Source organism: Streptomyces sp. P9-2B-2 (assembly GCF_030406865.1).
In the GTDB taxonomy this organism is placed as follows: Bacteria; Actinomycetota; Actinomycetes; order Streptomycetales; family Streptomycetaceae; genus Streptomyces; species Streptomyces platensis.
The window spans coordinates 170,786-186,822 of the sequence record NZ_CP129126.1 but is presented as its reverse complement, the minus strand read 5'-3'; the positions used below and the strand labels follow the sequence as shown (position 1 = coordinate 186,822).

The 16,037-nt window shown below is 70.5% G+C and carries 16 protein-coding genes; 11 read left to right on the top strand and 5 right to left on the bottom strand.

What is annotated here, in order from left to right:
* Window positions 1-36: 36 nt before the first annotated feature.
* Window positions 37-1,308 carry an ABC transporter substrate-binding protein gene (locus QT196_RS00890; RefSeq protein ID WP_290354112.1) on the bottom strand — a complete coding sequence of 424 codons (1,272 nt, stop codon included), beginning with the start codon at window positions 1,306-1,308 and terminating at the stop codon, window positions 37-39.
* Window positions 1,309-1,503: 195 nt separating this feature from the next.
* Between QT196_RS00890 and QT196_RS00885 the strand changes: the two genes are divergently transcribed.
* The 3 genes from QT196_RS00885 to QT196_RS00875 are packed head-to-tail and all read left to right on the top strand — an operon-like array spanning window position 1,504 to window position 5,123.
* Window positions 1,504-2,010: a PadR family transcriptional regulator gene (locus QT196_RS00885; protein WP_042153336.1), complete on the top strand. Its 507-nt coding sequence runs from the start codon at window positions 1,504-1,506 to the stop codon at window positions 2,008-2,010.
* A complete protein-coding gene (locus QT196_RS00880; RefSeq protein ID WP_168476472.1) occupies window positions 2,007-2,768 on the top strand; it encodes an ABC transporter ATP-binding protein in 762 nt (253 codons plus the stop codon). The genes QT196_RS00885 and QT196_RS00880 overlap by 4 nt, the downstream gene beginning before the upstream one ends.
* A 3-nt stretch (window positions 2,769-2,771) precedes the next feature.
* A complete protein-coding gene (locus QT196_RS00875; protein WP_168476471.1) occupies window positions 2,772-5,123 on the top strand; it encodes an FtsX-like permease family protein in 2,352 nt (783 codons plus the stop codon).
* A gap of 108 nt (window positions 5,124-5,231) precedes the next feature.
* Here QT196_RS00875 and QT196_RS00870 read toward each other — a convergent pair whose 3' ends face one another.
* Window positions 5,232-5,867: a CAP domain-containing protein gene (locus tag QT196_RS00870; RefSeq protein ID WP_266738809.1), complete on the bottom strand. Its 636-nt coding sequence runs from the start codon at window positions 5,865-5,867 to the stop codon at window positions 5,232-5,234.
* A gap of 519 nt (window positions 5,868-6,386) precedes the next feature.
* Here QT196_RS00870 and QT196_RS00865 point away from each other — a divergent pair.
* From QT196_RS00865 to QT196_RS00850, 4 genes are all read left to right on the top strand, one after another.
* A complete protein-coding gene (locus QT196_RS00865; protein ID WP_290354111.1) occupies window positions 6,387-7,010 on the top strand; it encodes a histidine phosphatase family protein in 624 nt (207 codons plus the stop codon).
* 198 nt (window positions 7,011-7,208) lie between these two features.
* Window positions 7,209-7,451 carry a hypothetical protein gene (locus QT196_RS00860; RefSeq protein WP_085924193.1) on the top strand — a complete coding sequence of 81 codons (243 nt, stop codon included), beginning with the start codon at window positions 7,209-7,211 and terminating at the stop codon, window positions 7,449-7,451.
* 275 nt (window positions 7,452-7,726) lie between these two features.
* Window positions 7,727-7,930 carry a DUF2180 family protein gene (locus QT196_RS00855; protein WP_085924112.1) on the top strand — a complete coding sequence of 68 codons (204 nt, stop codon included), beginning with the start codon at window positions 7,727-7,729 and terminating at the stop codon, window positions 7,928-7,930.
* A gap of 167 nt (window positions 7,931-8,097) precedes the next feature.
* On the top strand, window positions 8,098-8,409 hold the full coding sequence (locus QT196_RS00850) for an alpha/beta fold hydrolase (RefSeq protein ID WP_290354109.1): 312 nt from the start codon (window positions 8,098-8,100) through the stop codon (window positions 8,407-8,409).
* Window positions 8,410-8,528: 119 nt separating this feature from the next.
* Here QT196_RS00850 and QT196_RS00845 read toward each other — a convergent pair whose 3' ends face one another.
* A complete protein-coding gene (locus QT196_RS00845) occupies window positions 8,529-9,197 on the bottom strand; it encodes a hypothetical protein (protein WP_248000921.1) in 669 nt (222 codons plus the stop codon).
* Between the two features lie 250 nt (window positions 9,198-9,447).
* Here QT196_RS00845 and QT196_RS00840 point away from each other — a divergent pair, with 250 nt between their 5' ends.
* Together QT196_RS00840 and QT196_RS00835 are read left to right on the top strand one after the other, a co-directional pair.
* Window positions 9,448-10,713, top strand: coding sequence for an MFS transporter (locus QT196_RS00840; protein WP_290354108.1), 1,266 nt, complete (start codon window positions 9,448-9,450; stop codon window positions 10,711-10,713).
* Window positions 10,714-11,268: 555 nt separating this feature from the next.
* The gene (locus QT196_RS00835) at window positions 11,269-11,910 is read left to right on the top strand and encodes a DUF2238 domain-containing protein (RefSeq protein ID WP_290354107.1); all 642 of its coding nucleotides are present in this window, start codon (window positions 11,269-11,271) and stop codon (window positions 11,908-11,910) included.
* Between the two features lie 151 nt (window positions 11,911-12,061).
* Here QT196_RS00835 and gntA read toward each other — a convergent pair whose 3' ends face one another.
* Together gntA and QT196_RS00825 are read right to left on the bottom strand one after the other, a co-directional pair.
* Window positions 12,062-12,721: a guanitoxin biosynthesis heme-dependent pre-guanitoxin N-hydroxylase GntA gene (gene gntA, locus QT196_RS00830; protein ID WP_168476464.1), complete on the bottom strand. Its 660-nt coding sequence runs from the start codon at window positions 12,719-12,721 to the stop codon at window positions 12,062-12,064.
* A 481-nt stretch (window positions 12,722-13,202) separates the two neighbouring features.
* The gene (locus QT196_RS00825; RefSeq protein WP_266738805.1) at window positions 13,203-13,808 is read right to left on the bottom strand and encodes a hypothetical protein; all 606 of its coding nucleotides are present in this window, start codon (window positions 13,806-13,808) and stop codon (window positions 13,203-13,205) included.
* 654 nt (window positions 13,809-14,462) lie between these two features.
* Here QT196_RS00825 and QT196_RS00820 point away from each other — a divergent pair.
* Window positions 14,463-14,672 (top strand): ferredoxin, encoded by a 210-nt coding sequence (locus QT196_RS00820; protein WP_168476462.1) that lies wholly within the window; start codon window positions 14,463-14,465, stop codon window positions 14,670-14,672.
* Window positions 14,662-16,026 carry an FAD-dependent oxidoreductase gene (locus QT196_RS00815; protein WP_266738804.1) on the top strand — a complete coding sequence of 455 codons (1,365 nt, stop codon included), beginning with the start codon at window positions 14,662-14,664 and terminating at the stop codon, window positions 16,024-16,026. The genes QT196_RS00820 and QT196_RS00815 overlap by 11 nt, the downstream gene beginning before the upstream one ends.
* The last annotated feature ends 11 nt before the right edge of the window (window positions 16,027-16,037 follow it).

Below are 16,037 nucleotides of genomic sequence, written 5' to 3'. Positions count from 1 at the left end.
GAGCAGGGGTGGGGAAGGTGCGGAGAGGCTCCGAGATCAGCCGCGGCCGACGAGGGCTGTCAGCTCGCGCTTCAGCCGCGTGACGGTGGCATCCGTGCTCCGCCGGTGGAGCAGCGCGTCATGCATGACCGCCTGCACCGCCAGGCTCACCTGGTCGTACTGCGGGCTCTTGATCCGCGGCTTGGCCGCCAGCACGGCCCGCTGGAGCGTCGGAAGGTACGGGAAACGCCGCACCAGCTCCGGGTCCCGGTACAGATCGGCCCAGACCGGCGGCAGCGCGCCCTTGGTCAGCACCCGGCGCTGGACCGACTCGGTCGTCAGGTAGGAGATCAGCTCGGTGGCCGTCTTCTGGTGCCGCGACTGGGTGTTGACCGCCAGATTGGAGCCGCCCAGCGCGCTGGAGCCCGGCCCGTCGGGACCCGGCAGCGGCACCGCGCCGACCTTCCCCGCCACCTCGGAAGGGCGGGCATTGGCCAGCGCGTACGCATACGGCCAGTTCCGCAGGAACAGCAGCCGGCCCTCCTGGAAGGCCTTACGGGACTCCTCTTCCTTGTACGTCAGGGCCCGCCGCGGGATCCAGCCCTCGCGCACCCCGTCGAGCAGAAACGACAGCCCGCGACGGGCCGCGGGGGAGTCCACCGTCACCCGCGAGCCCTCGCCCGCGAGCACCGTGCCGCCGGCCGACTGAACGGCCTCGACCACATTCGCGGTCAGCCCCTCGTACGGCAGGAACTGGCCCGCGTAACCATCGAGCCCGTACTTGGGCGCGACCGTCTTCGCCAGCTGCGCCAACTCGGCCCAGGTGCGCGGCGGCCGCGCACCCTCCCGGGCGAGCACGTCCTTGCGGTAGTAGAGCAGCCCGGCATTGGTCACATAGGGGACCGCGTAGAGCCGCCCCCGGAAGGTGGCGGTGTCCACCACGGGAGGGAGGAAGCGCTTCAGCGGGAACTGCGCACCGTCCACGGGCTTGATCCACCCCGCGGCCGCGAACTCCGACGTCCACGCCACATCGATGTTCAGCACATCGAAGCGGTCGCTGTGCGCACGCAGCTCGGTGACCATCTGCGCCCGCACCTCGTCGGCCGCGTCCGGCAGCTCGACCAGGGTCACCTTCTCTTGCGGATGCCGGTCGTTCCAGCCGTCGAGGACACCCCGCAGATAACCCGTGAGGTCTCCGCCCGTCACCAGAGTGATCGGGCCCCGCCCGTCCGAACCGCCCGCCGGCTCCCCGGCCCGGGCGCCCGCATTGCCCGCGAACAGCAGCGCGCAGACCAGCAGAGCCCGGCTTGCGGCACGCTTCCACCGCATGGGCTCCTCCTTGAACAGGCGTCGACGGGACACTGGACCGACAGCCCGCCCCATGTATACCTGTTAGCCATGCGGGATACTAGATCCCGCAGGAAGATGTGACAGCGACCCGGCTCACAGCCGTATGGGGTCAGATGACCGGCAACTAGGGCGGTCCGAAAGAGCGCCCCCGGCGTGGGGAGGGAGAGGGAGAGCGTGCGGCTGCCACTCCTGGCGTTGTTGGTCAGCGGCCCCGCGCACGGTTACGAACTCAAACAGGGCCTTGAGAACCTCCTGGGCGCCGCATACCCTCAGCCGAACGTCGGCCAGATCTACGTCACCCTGGGCAGGCTGGAGAAGGCGGGCCTGATCGAGGGAGAGGACGTCGAGCAGTCGGACCGCCCGAACAAGCGCATCTACCGGATCACCGCGGCGGGCCGCGAGACGGTGGACGCCTGGTTCGAGGAACCCACCGCCGAACCACGGGTCCGGGACGAATTCTTCATGAAGCTCGCCCTGGCCCCCCACACCGGGACCGCAGACCAGATCGCCCTGATCAACAAGCAGCGCCGCCACTACCTCAACACCATGCGTGACCTGTCGAAACTCGCGGCGGGTGAGGACCGGGAGAACCGGGTGGCACAGCTGCTGATAGAGGGCGCGATGCTGCATCTCCAGGCGGATCTGGACTGGCTGGAGCGCTGTCAAGAGGAGTTGGAATGAACCGGGACGAGCCGTCCGGCCCGATAGTCCGGGCAGCCGGCCTGGTGAAGACCCACCGGCCGGAAGGCGCTGCCCCGGTCCACGCGGTACGTGGCGTCGACCTCAGCATCGAACGCGGAGAGTTCGTCGCCCTCACCGGCCCCTCCGGAGCCGGCAAATCCACCCTGCTGCATCTCCTCGGCGGCCTCGACCGTCCCGACAGCGGCTCCCTCTGGCTCGACGGCCGCCAGGTCGACGCTTACAGCGAGGCACGCTGGGCGATGCTGCGCCGCCACCACATCGGCGTCGTCTTCCAGTTCTTCAACCTCGTCTCCAACCTCACCGTCGCCGACAACGTCGAGCTCCCCGCCCTGCTGGCCGGCCGGTCCCCGCGGCAGGCCCGCACCGACCGGGCCGAGCTGCTCGACGAGCTGGGTCTGACCGGCAAGGAGAACAGCACCCCGGGCGAGCTGTCCGGCGGCGAACAGCAGCGCGTCGCCCTGGCCCGCGCCCTGGTCAACACCCCCAGCCTGCTGCTCGCCGACGAACCCGCCGGCAGCCTCGACAGCAAGGGCACCAAAGAGGTGCTGCGGCTGCTCGCCCGTTTCCACCAGCGCGGCCAGACGATCCTGCTGGTCACCCATGACGCCAGGATGGCCAGCGCCGCGGACCGGGTGATCAGCTTCTTCGACGGCCAGGTCGTCGACGACGCACACCTCGGCGACACCCCGAAGCGCCCCGCGGCCGGTGTGGCCGACGTACTCAAGCTCAAGGGCTGACCCGTGCGAGCAGCGGCGCGCTGGACCCAGGCGCATCTGACGGCACACCGCCCCGCGGCGGTGCTCACCGCGCTGGCCACTGCCGGGATCACCATCTCGCTGCTGCTGGCCACCGCACTGTTCGCCTACGCGGCCGACCCCTGGCAGCGGGCCTTCACCCAGTCCTCCGGCGCCCACGTATGGATCCACACCCAGGGCGGTGCCCCCGCCGGATCGCTCGCCGGCCTGGACGAGGTACGGGCCACCTCCGGCCCCTTCCGTACCGTCCGCACCACTGCGAGCCTCCAGCCCGGCGACGCCAGGGCGACCCTGGAACTACGCGGCGCGGCGAAGCGCCCCGCCACCGCCGCACCCCAGATCGTCGCGGGCCGCTGGCTGGACGCGCACACCGACGCGGGCACTGACGCGGGCGCCACCCAGGGCATCGTCCTGGAGAGTTCGGTGGCCCGCGCCATGTGGGCCAAACCTGGCGACACCATCGTGCTGAGCGGCTTCGCGGCACATCTGCGCGTGGTGGGCGTCGCGGACACCGCCGAGGTCACCTTCCGCGCGGGCGAGACGCCGGGCGTGGCCTGGGTGCTCCCTGCCACCCTCGACGCCTCCGACGCCGGCCGCGACCAGCACGGACGCACCATCGGCCTCCAGCTCGGCGACCCCGCGGACACCGACTACGTCGTCCAGCGGGCGGTCACCCGGCTCGGCGCCGACCAGATCACCGATGTCTCCACCTGGCGGCAGGCCAAGGCCGCGGCCGAAGGCGACAACCAGCTGCTCGGGCGGCTGCTCGGACTGTTCGGGCTCGGCGCGCTGCTCGCCGCCGCCCTGGCGGTGGGCGGCGCCATCAGCACCAGGATCCGCGGACATCTGCGGGACATCTCCATCCTCAAGGCCATCGGCTTCACCCCCGGCCAGGTGGTCCGGATGTTCGTCGCCCTCCACCTCGGCCTGGCGCTGCTCGGCGTCGCCCTCGGGGCGCTGCTCACACAGGTGGTCGGCACGCTGGTCCCCGGGCGGATCGGGGAGGCGATCGCCCTGTGGCGGCAGCTTCCCGGGCACGCCTGGCTGACGTTGGTGATCTCCGGCGGTGTGGTGACCTTCATCGGCGCGGCGACCTGCCTGGCGGCGTGGCGGGCCGGGCGGGTACCGCCGGTGCCCGTCGCCCGCGCCGCCACGGCCGCAGGTGGCCGGGCCTCCGCGCTCACCCGCCGGGCCCTCGGCCTCAGGGTCCCGCCGGCGCTGGTCCTCGGCTGGCGGGGGGCCTTCCACCGTCCGCTGCGCTCCTCGGCGGCCGTCGCACGGCTGGCCGTCCCGCTGCTGCTGATCACCATCGCACTGGGCGCCTGGACCACCCTGGACCGCTTCTCCTCGCACCCCGAGAACGTCGGGCTGCCCGCGGCCCTCACCGCCCGCTCCGACACCCTGGACGACCGGGAACTACGTCAACTCCTCGGCTCCCAACGGGAGATGACCGCCTACCCGGGCGCCGAGGTCCAGGCGCTCGTACCGGGCCAGACCGGGACGATTACCCTGCGCGGGCTCGGCACCGACGCCCGGCCGTACCCCGGCGCCGTGGTGGAAGGGCGCGCCGCCCACGGTTCCGACGAAGCAGTCGCCGGACAGGGCCTGCTCGATCTCCTGGACGCGCGGGTCGGCGACTGGGTCCGGATGACCGTCGCCGGCCAACCCCATGTCCTCCATATCGTGGGCCGCAGCATCGAGACCACCGACGGCGGCCGGGTCGTCTCCACCACCCTGGACACACTGCGCGAAGGCGACAGCGACGACCCGGCGCCCCGAGCCGACGCCCCACCTCGCCCGGATTTCTACCAGTTGGTCCTGCACCCCGGCGCCGACCCGGACTCCGCGCGGGAGGCCCTGTCCAAGGCGTCCGGCGGCCGCCTGGAGGTACGCGAGACCCCCAACCCCGCCGACCAGCTGTCCGCGGTCCGCGCCGTCAGCGTCGGACTGATCGCCGTACTGACCCTCATCGGGCTGGTGGAACTGGCGACGACGGTCGGCGCCGGTGTCCGTGACCGCAGCCGTGACCTGCTCGCCCTCCGGGCCGTCGGCCTCACGCCGCGTCAGATCACCGCCGTCATCGTCTCGGCCACCGCCTTCATCACGCTGGCCGCCGCGCTGGCCGGCACGACCCTGGGCGTCCTCGCCTCCCAGTGGCTGATCAACCTCCAGGGCCGCGCCAGCGGCTGGGGGGCCGGCATCGCCCAGCGCCCCGCCCCGGGCATCCTGCTGCTGGTCATCGTCGTCGCCGTCCTCATCGCCGCGACGGCCGCAGTCCTCCCCGCCGCCCGCGCGGCACGACGCCGGCTCGCGGACTCGGCCACGGATCTGCTCTAGGCACACGTGCGGGGGCCGCAGCGCCCCCGGCCGGACAGCGCGAGGTCCCCGACCGCAACCCGGTCGGGGACCCTCATACGCGTTGAGCCGATGCCCGCTAGACAGGGCCTAGCGCGCCGTACCGAAGTCCTGCGTCCAGTAGTCGTCGGGCTGGGCGTGGCCGACGCCGATCTCCTTGAAGGAGCAGTCGAGGATGTTGCGCTTGTGGCCGGGGCTGGACATCCAGCCCTTCATCACGCTCTCCGGCGAGGAGTAACCGTAGGCGACGTTCTCGCCGTAGGAGCTCCAGTTGTAGCCGGCCCGAGTGATCCGGTCCTCCGGGGACGAGCCATCGGAGCCCGTGTGCGACATATTCCGATGGTCCGCCATGTCCTTGCTGTGGTCCTGGGCGGCCTTTGTCAGCTTTGTGTTCACGGTCAGCGGCGAGCACCCGGCCTTGCGGCGCTCGCTGTTGACGAGGTCCACCACCTGGGCCGTGGCGCCGGATGCCGTGGTGGCGGCCTTCGAAGCGCTCGGGGACGCGGCGGGCGCCGGGGAGGTCTTCGCGGCCGGCTTCGATCCCTCATGGGATTTCGACCACCGGTGTTCGAAGGAGGCGTTCTTCCACTGTTCGTGATGCCGGCCGCCTGTATTCCCCGGCCCGTTCAGACAAGCCATGGCGGCAGAGGGCACGCCCACGGCGCCTATGGCGAGAGCAGCAATGGTTATCTGCCGGTAGCGCCGCGTCCTGCGATGTTTACTCATGCGTGACCTCACTCGGTAATTGCGGAGCGTCCACGGCGCGGCTGGCTCTGTGCAATCCCCGCGCCTGAGCTGCGAAGACGCCTTGCGATTCGTCATTCTTGGGGCCGCCGTAGGACAAGGCAACGCACCTCACTACTACTGCGCTTCGTAGTAAGGGAAGACCCTTGCCAGGGATGTCCGGGCGTGCTGGTCCACATTGCGGCCCATATGCGAAATCGCTGTTGCCCCGTCAGGTGCACTTATGGACTCAAGGCGTGGGCAAAAGCGCTGAGCGGGCCGTATGGCGACCAGGCCGGTGCGAGAAATTCCCCGCTCAAGACGGACAAGTCTCCTATGTCGCCAGGATGATTTCTACTATTGGCATTAGTAGGTGCCGCGAATCGCTATGACGGATGTCACGGTGCCGCGAATTTCGATGGTGGCGGGCGCCATGGCGGGCGCCGTGGCGGAACCGTGCGGCGCTGGTCGGCGTCCTTCCGGCCGTCCGAAGATCGCGAATGCCGACGGAGGATCTCGCACATGACCGGAACGGCTGCCCGCCACCTCTATCTCGCGCGGCACGGTGAGGCGTCACCGGACGAGACCGCGCTGACCGAGAACGGCCGCCGCCAGGCCGTACTGCTCGGTGAGCGGCTCCGGAGTGCCCCGCTCTCGGCCTGCTATCACGGGCCGCTCCCGCGAGCCGAGCAAACCGCCCGGCTGCTCTGCGACCGGCTCGACGGCGTTCCCCGGTATCCGTCGAAATGGGCCGGTGACTACATTCCCTACGTACCGCAGCGAAACGAATTACCGCCGGAATCAGCCGACGGCATGCTTCACCGCCTGGCCCGGTTCCCCGCGGAAGAACGCGAAAAAGGCCCGGAGTTGGCTCGGCAAGCCCTCGCCCGGTTCGCCGGACCCATTAAGGGTGACGAGCCGCGTCATGAACTCCTCGTCACCCACAATTTCCTTATCGGCTGGCTGGTCCGGGCCGCGCTCGACGCGCCCCCATGGCGCTGGATGGGACTCAACCATGCCAATGCCGCATTGACCGTCATCCGATACGCGCCGGACCGTCCCGCTTCCGTGCTCTTCTACAACGACATGGGCCACCTGCCACCAGAACTTCGCTGGACCGGTTTCCCGCCCGAGCTGCACGTCTGAGGGCCGCCTTTTCCGCGATTTCTCCGCCTCGGCACATGGCATTCCGAGCGGTAGTGGGGAGTTGTGCCGCCGGATTGTCGTCACGTGCCTGAGAAGAGGGCGGGTGGTATGGCTCTCATTCGGCGTCGAGCATGGCGCAGCGGAACCCGGGTACCGGGCCAGGACGTCACCGTACCCATGGAGGAGGCACGTCAACTGATGACCCGTCATGATGCGACCGGCGAGGACCGCACTCCACTGCCCCATGACCTGCCGAGCCACCAGGCCGATGTTTCCAGCCCGGTCCCCGACCCGTGGGACCCGGAGCTGTCCGAGGACGAGAGCGACGGGCCCGACGAGACGGTTCCCGACACCGACCAGGCCGGCACCGGGCGGACCGGCGGGCAGAAGGCCGCGGGGTTCCGCACCGACCAGCCCGTTCCGCACGAGCCGGTGGACTGAGCCGGCCGGACTGCCCGGCCGGCCGGCCAGGCCGGTCAGTCGGGCCGGTCAGTCGGCCAGGCCGGTCGGCCGGAGGCGCAAGCAGGGGGCGGCACTCGTCCGTGGTGGTCGGACGGGTGCCGCCTCCTCTGTCGTCCGGTGAGGAGTTGTCCTCCTTGGGGCGGCCAGGTGAGCCCGCCACGACCCGGCATGTGCTTCCGGCTTCCGTCACGCACCGCGACGTACATTGCCGTGGGGGCCCGTGCCGGACCGCCTCACGAGATCGGAATGTGCCAATGAACTGCTACGACTGCGCGCCGGACCACGCCACCACAGCCGCGGTGGCCATCTGCCGGAACTGCGGTGCCGCGCTGTGCCACCAGCACGCCCAGTCCGCCCCGCAGACGGTGGTCCGCGTCCAGGGCGTCGGCCAGAGCACGCTGCCGGAGATGGCCCGCCGCATCATGTGCACGATCTGCCGAGGCGCGCAGCCGGCCTGAGCCGTTCCGCGTGCAGGGTGTCGCCCGATTCCGTACGCGGTGATGGCGAGTTCTGTAGCGAACCTGACCTGATTCTGGAGCGAACCCGACCTGACAGCGATGCGGGCCACGACGGGCACGGCCATCCGTACCCGGGCCTGCGCCGGGTGGCCGACGGGAGGCCGACCGTGACGACGACCTTTGTGCTGATTCCCGGTGCCGCGTGCGACTCCTGGCACTGGCATCTGCTGGCGGCGGAGCTGCGGGCCCGGGGGCGTGCGGTGGTGAGTGTGGATCTGCCGTGCGAGGACGACGCGGCGGGGCTGGAGGAGTACGCGGACGCCGTTGCCGCCGCTGTTGCGGGGCGTGGCCGGCTGACGCTCGTGGCGCATTCGTTCGCCGGGTTCACGGCGCCGTTGGTCTGTGCGCGGGTGCCGGTGGATCTGCTGGTGCTGCTGGCGGCGATGGTGCCGTTGCCGGGCGAAGCCGACGGTCGGTAGCCGTAGCCGTAGCCGTAGCCGTAGCCGTGGTCAGGGAAGGTGACCGGGGCGCCGAGCCGGGGACGGAGAGCATCGGGAAGACGCTCCCGTCGCCGTCGCCGTCACACAGGCTTTCCCCCTCAACGCCCCTGAGAAGAAGCCGTGTTCGCCCTCGTACTCCCGTACGGCAGTTGAGAGAGGCCGGCAATCACCCGCACCGGCAGATACGCGGGCCACCCGGGCCGGGCCACCTGGTAGGAGAAGTATCCGAGGGAGCGGCCCACCTCGACCTCGTCCGTGGTCTCCGCCTCGTAGACCACTCGGCAGGAACCCGCGGCCTTTTTGGCGCGTTTCCAGAGGGCGGTGGCGGGCTTCCGTTCCGCCTCGGTGCGCGGGGTGAAGATCCGGTCGCCGAAGTCCGACCAGGCGAACGGGCGGCTGCCCGCCCAGTCCTTGTCGATCACCTTCTTCAACTCCGCCGCACGCTCCGCGTCGGTGGAGCCCCAGGAGGGCGGCACGTTGGTGATCAGGCCGACGGGAATGTGGCGGGCACGCAGCGCGCGCAGATATGCGGCGGCTCCCGGCGAGTAGTGCACGCTCTTGTCCTCGGCCGTGTGCACCAATGTCTCACCGAGGTCGAAATACACCACGACACAGCGGCCCGCACGGCCGCCGTCCGCTGCGGTGTGCGGTGCGGCCTCGGCGGGGCCCGCGCCCGGCACGGCTAACGCCGCCATACCGCCGAGCGCGAGCAGCATGCGCCAGGTGACTTTGCGGGCGGAGGTGTCCTTCGCGGATGGCTTCTTCATGGGGGGTGTCCTTCGCGTAGGGGGCAGTCGATCGTATACGCGCCATGTGCACGTCACTAGCGTGTTCGGCCCACCCGGGCTGGAAGCGGAGGGTGTTGGGCCATCAGGAGGCCGAATTGGCCCACTCCGACGGCCCGTAAGTGGACCTGCCCCCGAACCCGCCGGCTGTCTAACGTCATTGCGTCCATCGTCATTGCATCCACGCGTCATGGAAGACACCGGCCGTCCGGCCGTCGTACTCAGGAGACCTGTGTCCCTTCGGATCCTGCCGCCGGCCGGCGCACCACGCGTCCTCGCCGCGGCGCAGCTCAGCAACTCGGTCGGCGACGGCGCCTTTTACGTCTGCTCGGCGCTCTACTTCACCCGGGTCATCGGCCTCTCGCCCACCCAGATCGGCCTGGGGCTGACCCTGGCGTGGGCCGTCGGTTCGGTCGCGGGAGTGCCACTGGGCGCGCTCGCCGACCGCCGGGGGCCGCGCGGCACCGCGGTACTGCTCGCCCTCGGCACCAGCATCGCCGTCGCCTCGTTCCTGTTCATCCGCTCCTTCGTGCCGTTCCTCCTCGTCATGTGTCTCTACGCCACCGCGCAGTGCGGACTGGCCGCGGCCCGCCAGGCGCTGCTCGCGGGGCTCGTGGACCGCGCGGCCCGAACCGGCACCCTGGCCCACCTTCAGTCGACGCTCAACGCCGGGCTGGCCCTCGGCGCGGCCCTCGGCGGACTGGCCCTCCGGTACGACACCCGAGAGGCCTACCTCGCGGTCTTCGCCCTGGACGCGGTGGGCTTCCTGATCTGCACGGCGGTGCTGCTCCTGCTGCCCGCGGTGGCCCCGGTCCCGGGCCGTACGGGCGGTGAGCCGCGGTTCGCGGTGCTGCGGGACCGCCCGTACGCCGTGCTGACGTTCCTCAACGCGGTCCTGCTGCTGCGGATGCCGCTGCTCAGCCTCGCCCTCCCGCTCTGGATCGTGGCGCGTACGGACGCGCCGAGCTGGCTGGTCTCGGCACTGTTCGTCCTCAACACCCTTGGTGTCATGGCCTTCCAGGTCCGCACGGCCCGGTCGGTGACGGGACTGCGCACCGCCACCCGGGCCGTGCGGCACTCCGGCCTGATCATGCTCGCCTCGTGTCTGGTGTTCGCCTTGTCGGCCGTGGGCATGGCGCCGTGGGGAGCCGGTGTGGTCCTCGTCGTCGGCGCGGTGCTCCAGCTCGTCGGTGAGATGCTTCAGTCGGCCGGATCCTGGCAGATCAGCTTCGACCTCGCGGCTCCCCATCAAGTCGGCCAGTACCAGGGCTTCTTCGGCACCGGCGTCCCCTTGGCGCGCACGCTGGGCCCCCTGCTGCTCACCTCGCTGCTGGTCACGTGGGGGGTGCCGGGCTGGCTCCTGCTGGGGGCGCTGTTCCTGGTGACCGCGCTGGGGATGGGCGCGGTGGTGCGCTGGGCGGAACGGGACCTGGCACTGCGGCCCGGCCCGTCGGCGAACGGAGCGGAGACGGCACCGCTGACCGCCCAGGCGTCCTGACCATCAGCCCGTCGCCTCCTGCTCCCGAGCCGCGTCCCGGCCCGTCCTCCCGTTCTCCTCCCGCCCCCACCGCCTCCCGCCTGCCGACTACGGCGCCGATGACGACGACTTCCTCGGCGCGCACACGGTCCGGCGCGGCAGCGGCGTACTGGAGTTCACCGGGGACGACGCCCACTACAAGCTGTCCTACGCGGTGGAGTAGGAGCCGGGCAGACCCTGGACCTCCCGGCTGACTATGAGGCGGACCGGGACAGCTGACAACGGTGTGGGCCGGGCAGAGCAGAAGCCCGGCCCACACCGTGCTGTTCTCTGGCCGACGACCGGTGCGACGGCACCTGCCTCGCCGCCGCACCGGCACGAATCTGAGTAGAGCTACTCATGACAGCGCCCCGCGGCCGCCGCGACGCTGAAGCGGATGAACGAGCGCGGCGGAACACTCGTCCCGGTACGCGGCGGTGGTGCGCCGACGTCGGCCACACGCCGTACGCGGCGACCGTCCGACCGCCCCGTGACGCTGCCGCGCCGACCCGTACCCGACGTCTCCGAGGCTGACCCATGAAGGCCACGACCGCTCCCCGCATCCTGTCGTCGGTGCTGCTCGCCGCGGTGCTCCTCGCCCTGGCCCTCTCGGGCCTCCGGCCGCACGACCGCGCCACCTGGCTCATGGAGACCTGCTGGGTGATCGTCGGCCTGCCCGTGCTGGTCGCGACGCGGAAGCGCTTTCCGCTCAGCCCGCTTCTGTACTGTCTGCTCGCCGCGCACGCCCTGGTCCTGATCGTCGGCGGTCATTACACCTACGCCGAGGTCCCGGTGGGGCACTGGCTTCAGGACGCGCTGGACCTCTCCCGTAATCCCTACGACCGCTTCGGTCATCTCATGCAGGGCTTTGTGCCGGCCATCCTGGTCCGCGAACTCCTGGTCCGCACCTCACCGTTGCGCGGCAGCGCCTGGCTGGCTCCGCTGACCGTGTGTGCCTGCCTGGCCTTCAGCGCGTTCTTCGAGATGATCGAGTGGTGGGCGGCGCTGGCCGGCGGCCACGCGGCCGATGCGTTCCTCGCCACCCAGGGGGACCAGTGGGACACCCAGTGGGACATGGCCTGCGCTCTCCTCGGAGCGGTCGTGTCGCTGCTGCTCCTGAGCAGTCTCCACGACCGCCGGCTCGCACGGCTGGGCGCCGGGGAGGCCCGGACCGTCTGACGGCCTCCGGGGCACCGGTGAGGGCGCTTAGCCCCCGCCGAGGGCGAGGGCGATGCGGTCCGTCTTCGCGGCACCGCCGCCCGGTGCCAAGGACCGGGCGGGCGGCGGATACGCGCACCGGCCGCGCTGCTCCCGGCTGCGGGCGACGGGCTCAGTCCCGGGCGGAGAAGGGGCAGGCCCAGTCGGCCGGCTTGGGGCGGCCCGAGTAGCGCCGGGCCTCGGAGAGCTTCTCGTACTCCAGGAGATTGGGATTGATGGTGCCCTGAAGCTCGATGTCCTGCTTGCGGATCTTCTCGGCCAGCCGGTCCCAGAGCCCGGCGGCCTTTATCCGGTCGAACTGGTGGTGAGAGTTGAACGCGAGCATCGGGAACGGCGGGCGGCGGCCGACGCGGCTGTGCGTTTCGTGCAGTCCGATCACGAAGAACGGGTGCCCGGCGACGCTGTACGCGAAGGCACCGGACGACGGGTCGGGGTCATAGCCGTCGGCCCAGGAGTGCTTACGGCTGTCGTGGTCGTGCACCGCCTGGAGCTGCTGCCACAGCAGCTGCTCGAACTCGGTCTCCGACACGTTCAGCGGGCCCGAGAAGGTCGCCACGAAGCTCGTGAAGGGTTTCGCGGCCCAGTCCACCGACGCCACATAGGACTCCAGATCCGCCGCCATCTGCTCAGCCGCGGTGTCATCGCCGAACCACGTGTAATGGCGATGGGTGATGCCACCTTGTCGCCATGCTGAGCGGCCGGCCAGGCAAGCAAAGGAGTCGCCGAGCAGGAACTGCGCGACTTCAGTGGCGGCGGAGACATCAACCGTCATGTTGGTGACCTTCGGTGAGTGGGCCAATACCCCTGGTGGGGGCCCTGGCGGGTGGGACCCTGGCAGTCAAGATCGGGCGAGGCCGGTTCGTCAAGACTGGACCGATTCACCCACTGCGACTGCCCTCACCGACAGCGTCCGTACTGCGGCTGCGATGACCCGCGGCCCCTCGGGACACGACCACGCGCGGGCCCGCCGGACGGCTCGTTCCGGCTCGGCGAGTGCGGGTCGATCCGCTGCGTTTCCGCAGCTCGGGACCTTGATCGCCGTGGTGGACCAGGGCGCCCCGACTCTACAGGCGAGGGGGCCGATCGCAAGACTGCGGTGTGATTCCGCCCGCGGTGACCGGCCCTCGTGGCACGGCCGGCCCGCTCCTGCCGGGGACCTCGTCCGGGGACGGGGTCCGGCTCGGCGTACCGTCGGCGAGGCCCACCAAGGGGCAGGGGCCGACGGCGTCGCCGAGCACCGGACGACCTGCCCGTCAGGCAGGGGTGGACGCGGCCTCCTTCTTGGGGGCGGCCGCATCGGCCGCCTGAGCTTCGGCGCCGGCCGCGGGGCGCGAGTAGAAGACGGTCCTGCCCTGCTTGCTGCGGTGTGCGAGGCCCTTGGCGACCAGCGAGGTCTCCAGGGTGTTGCGTACGGCGGTCTCCGGTGCGGCCTGCTCCGGATGCGCCTGCGCCAGCAGCTTCGTCATCTCCGCGACCGTGCGCGGCTGCTCGTCAAGGAGTCCGAGGACGCGGTCGGCGCGGGTGGAACTCCGCCGTCCCGTGGTGGACCGGGCCGCCTTGACCTTCCGCGGCTTCTTCTTCGCGTTCGTGCTCTTCGCCGCCTTGGCCGGGGGCTTCGCCGCGGGCTTGGCCTTCGGTGCGGTGGCCTGTGCCCGCCGCGCCGGGGGGACCGTCGCCGGTTTCGTCACCGCGGGTTCGGGCTCTGCCGCCTGCGGTGCGACGGCCGCCTTCTTGGCGCCGGTTCCGAGGTGCTTCTGGAGGTCTTCCAGCTTCGTCTTGAGCTTCTGGAGCTCGTCCATCTCCTTCGCGATGCTCTCCAGTTTGGCAGCTACCTGCGCAGCGAATTCCGAGTCGGACATGACACAGCCTGCTCTCTATCGCCTGGTCGATCTACGGTTGGCTGGATGTTACTCATGTCTCTTGGCAATTAACCCAGAGTTGGGCTTCCTTTATCGTCGGGAACATGGCGCACAGGACGGGTTTCACCGTTCAACCGGTGTACTCCCATGGGGAGTTCGTGGCCCGAGCAGGTGCGATGGACCAGTCAAGAAATGAGCTATGAATGAGCCATACGGGACGCGTCCGTGGCCTCGTGGACCGTTCACCGGCGCGCTGAACTCTGTCCGCATGTCACTCCTTTGAGGCTTTCCTACGGTCAACTCATCGCGCTCCCCGGGAGTCGTCCGCCGGGGGAGGGGGAACCGCGTCTCAGATACCCGGTGACATACGGCTGTGACGACAGGCAACTTGTGTGTATGAAGTGAACTCTGCATGGCGGGCTATTGCTTTTGACGGCTCCGGAGGGACCAGCTCGGCCGCACTTGATGTCGTGGTCGTGCTGTGAAAACGGCAGTTCCAGGCCGCGCGGGCTGCCCAGTGCCCGGACCGGCCCGGCGCTGCCGCTCACCCCGCGTGAACCCTCGAACGGCCGAGCATGATCTGCGCCGCGCCGCCACCGGTAGTAGGACGGAGACGACCGATGTGGCGGTGGGCGGTGGGAGGAGTGGCTCGGGTTGAACGTCGTCGTGGATCTCAATCGCTGTCAGGGCTATGCGCAGTGCGCGTTCCTCGCTCCCGAGGTGTTCATGATGCATGGCGAGGAGTCCCTGCTGTACCACCCGGTCGTGCCGGACGGGCAACTGGAACAGGTGCGCCGGGCCGCCGTGGCGTGCCCGGTGCAGGCCATCGTCATGGGCGAGGAGGCGGGCGCCGGTGCACGGTGAACCACGCGACGGCCGGATCGTCATCGTCGGTGCGTCGCTCACAGGGCTGAGGGCTGCCGAGAAGCTGCGCGAGGAGGGCTTCACCGGCTCGCTGACTCTGGTGGGGGAGGAGCCGCAGCCCCCTTACGACCGGCCTCCGCTGTCCAAGCAGGTGCTGCTCGGGAAGGTTCCCGCGGGTCACACCGGGCTGCCGCAGCGCCGCGAGCTGGACGCGCAGTGGAAACTCGGGGTGCGTGCCACCGGACTCGACCCGATCGAGAAGCGGGTGCTGCTCGCCGATGGCGCGGAAGTGCCCTTCGACCGGCTGCTGATCGCCACCGGAACCCGGGCCCGGCCCTGGCCCCACCCGGCAGAGGGCGCCTTGGACGGGGTCTTCACCCTGCGCACCAGCGACGAGGCGCGCCGCCTCGCGGAACACCTGGACGCCGGACCACGGCGGGTCCTGGTCATCGGTGCCGGCTTCACCGGTTCGGAAATCGCCTCCGCCTGCCGGGAACGCGGCCTGGCCGTGACGGTCGCGGAGCGGGGACCGGCACCACTCGTCGGCGCGCTCGGCGGCACACTCGGCGCGCTCGCCGCGAAATTGCAGCGCGCACACGGTGTCGACCTGCGCTGCGGAGTGACGGTCACCGCGCTGGAGGGCGACGGCCGGCTCACCGGCGCGCAGTTCTCCGACGGCACCCGGATCGACGCCGACATCGCCGTGGTCGCCCTGGGCGCGGTCCGCAATACCGAATGGCTGGCCGAATCGGGACTCGCCGCGGGCCCGCGAGGGGTGACCTGTGACGCGGGGTGCCGCGCCTTCGACATGTACGGGATCGTGACGGACGACATCTTCGCCGCCGGTGACGTCGCCCGGTTCCCGCACCCGCTCTTCGAGTACCAGCTGCTCTCCCTGGAACACTGGGGCAACGCGGTCGCGCAGGCGGAGGTGGCGGCCCACAACATGGTCAATCCGGGGCCGCGCAGACGCCCGCATCTGACCGTACCGGCCTTCTGGTCCAGCCAGTTCGGCCTCAACATCAAGTCGGTGGGGGTGCCCACCTTCTCCGACCAGGTGGTCATCGCCCAGGGCTCGCTGAAGGACGCCCGGCTGGTCGCCGTCTACGGCTACCGGGGGCGGGTCACCGCGGCCGTGAGCGTGAATCAGGCCAGGTCACTGGAGTACTACCAGCGGCTGATCGAGACGGCCGCGCCGTTCCCGCCCGCACCGGGAGCCGCCGACCAGATCGAGTCCCCGGACCCGGTCCCGTCCGACGTACCGGACCCGAAGCTGCTCTCGCACGGTCCGACCGTCGCCCTCACCGGTCATCTGCCGGACCGACGCCTGACGGTGGTGCAGCCGGCCCGCTGAGACCACCGCCA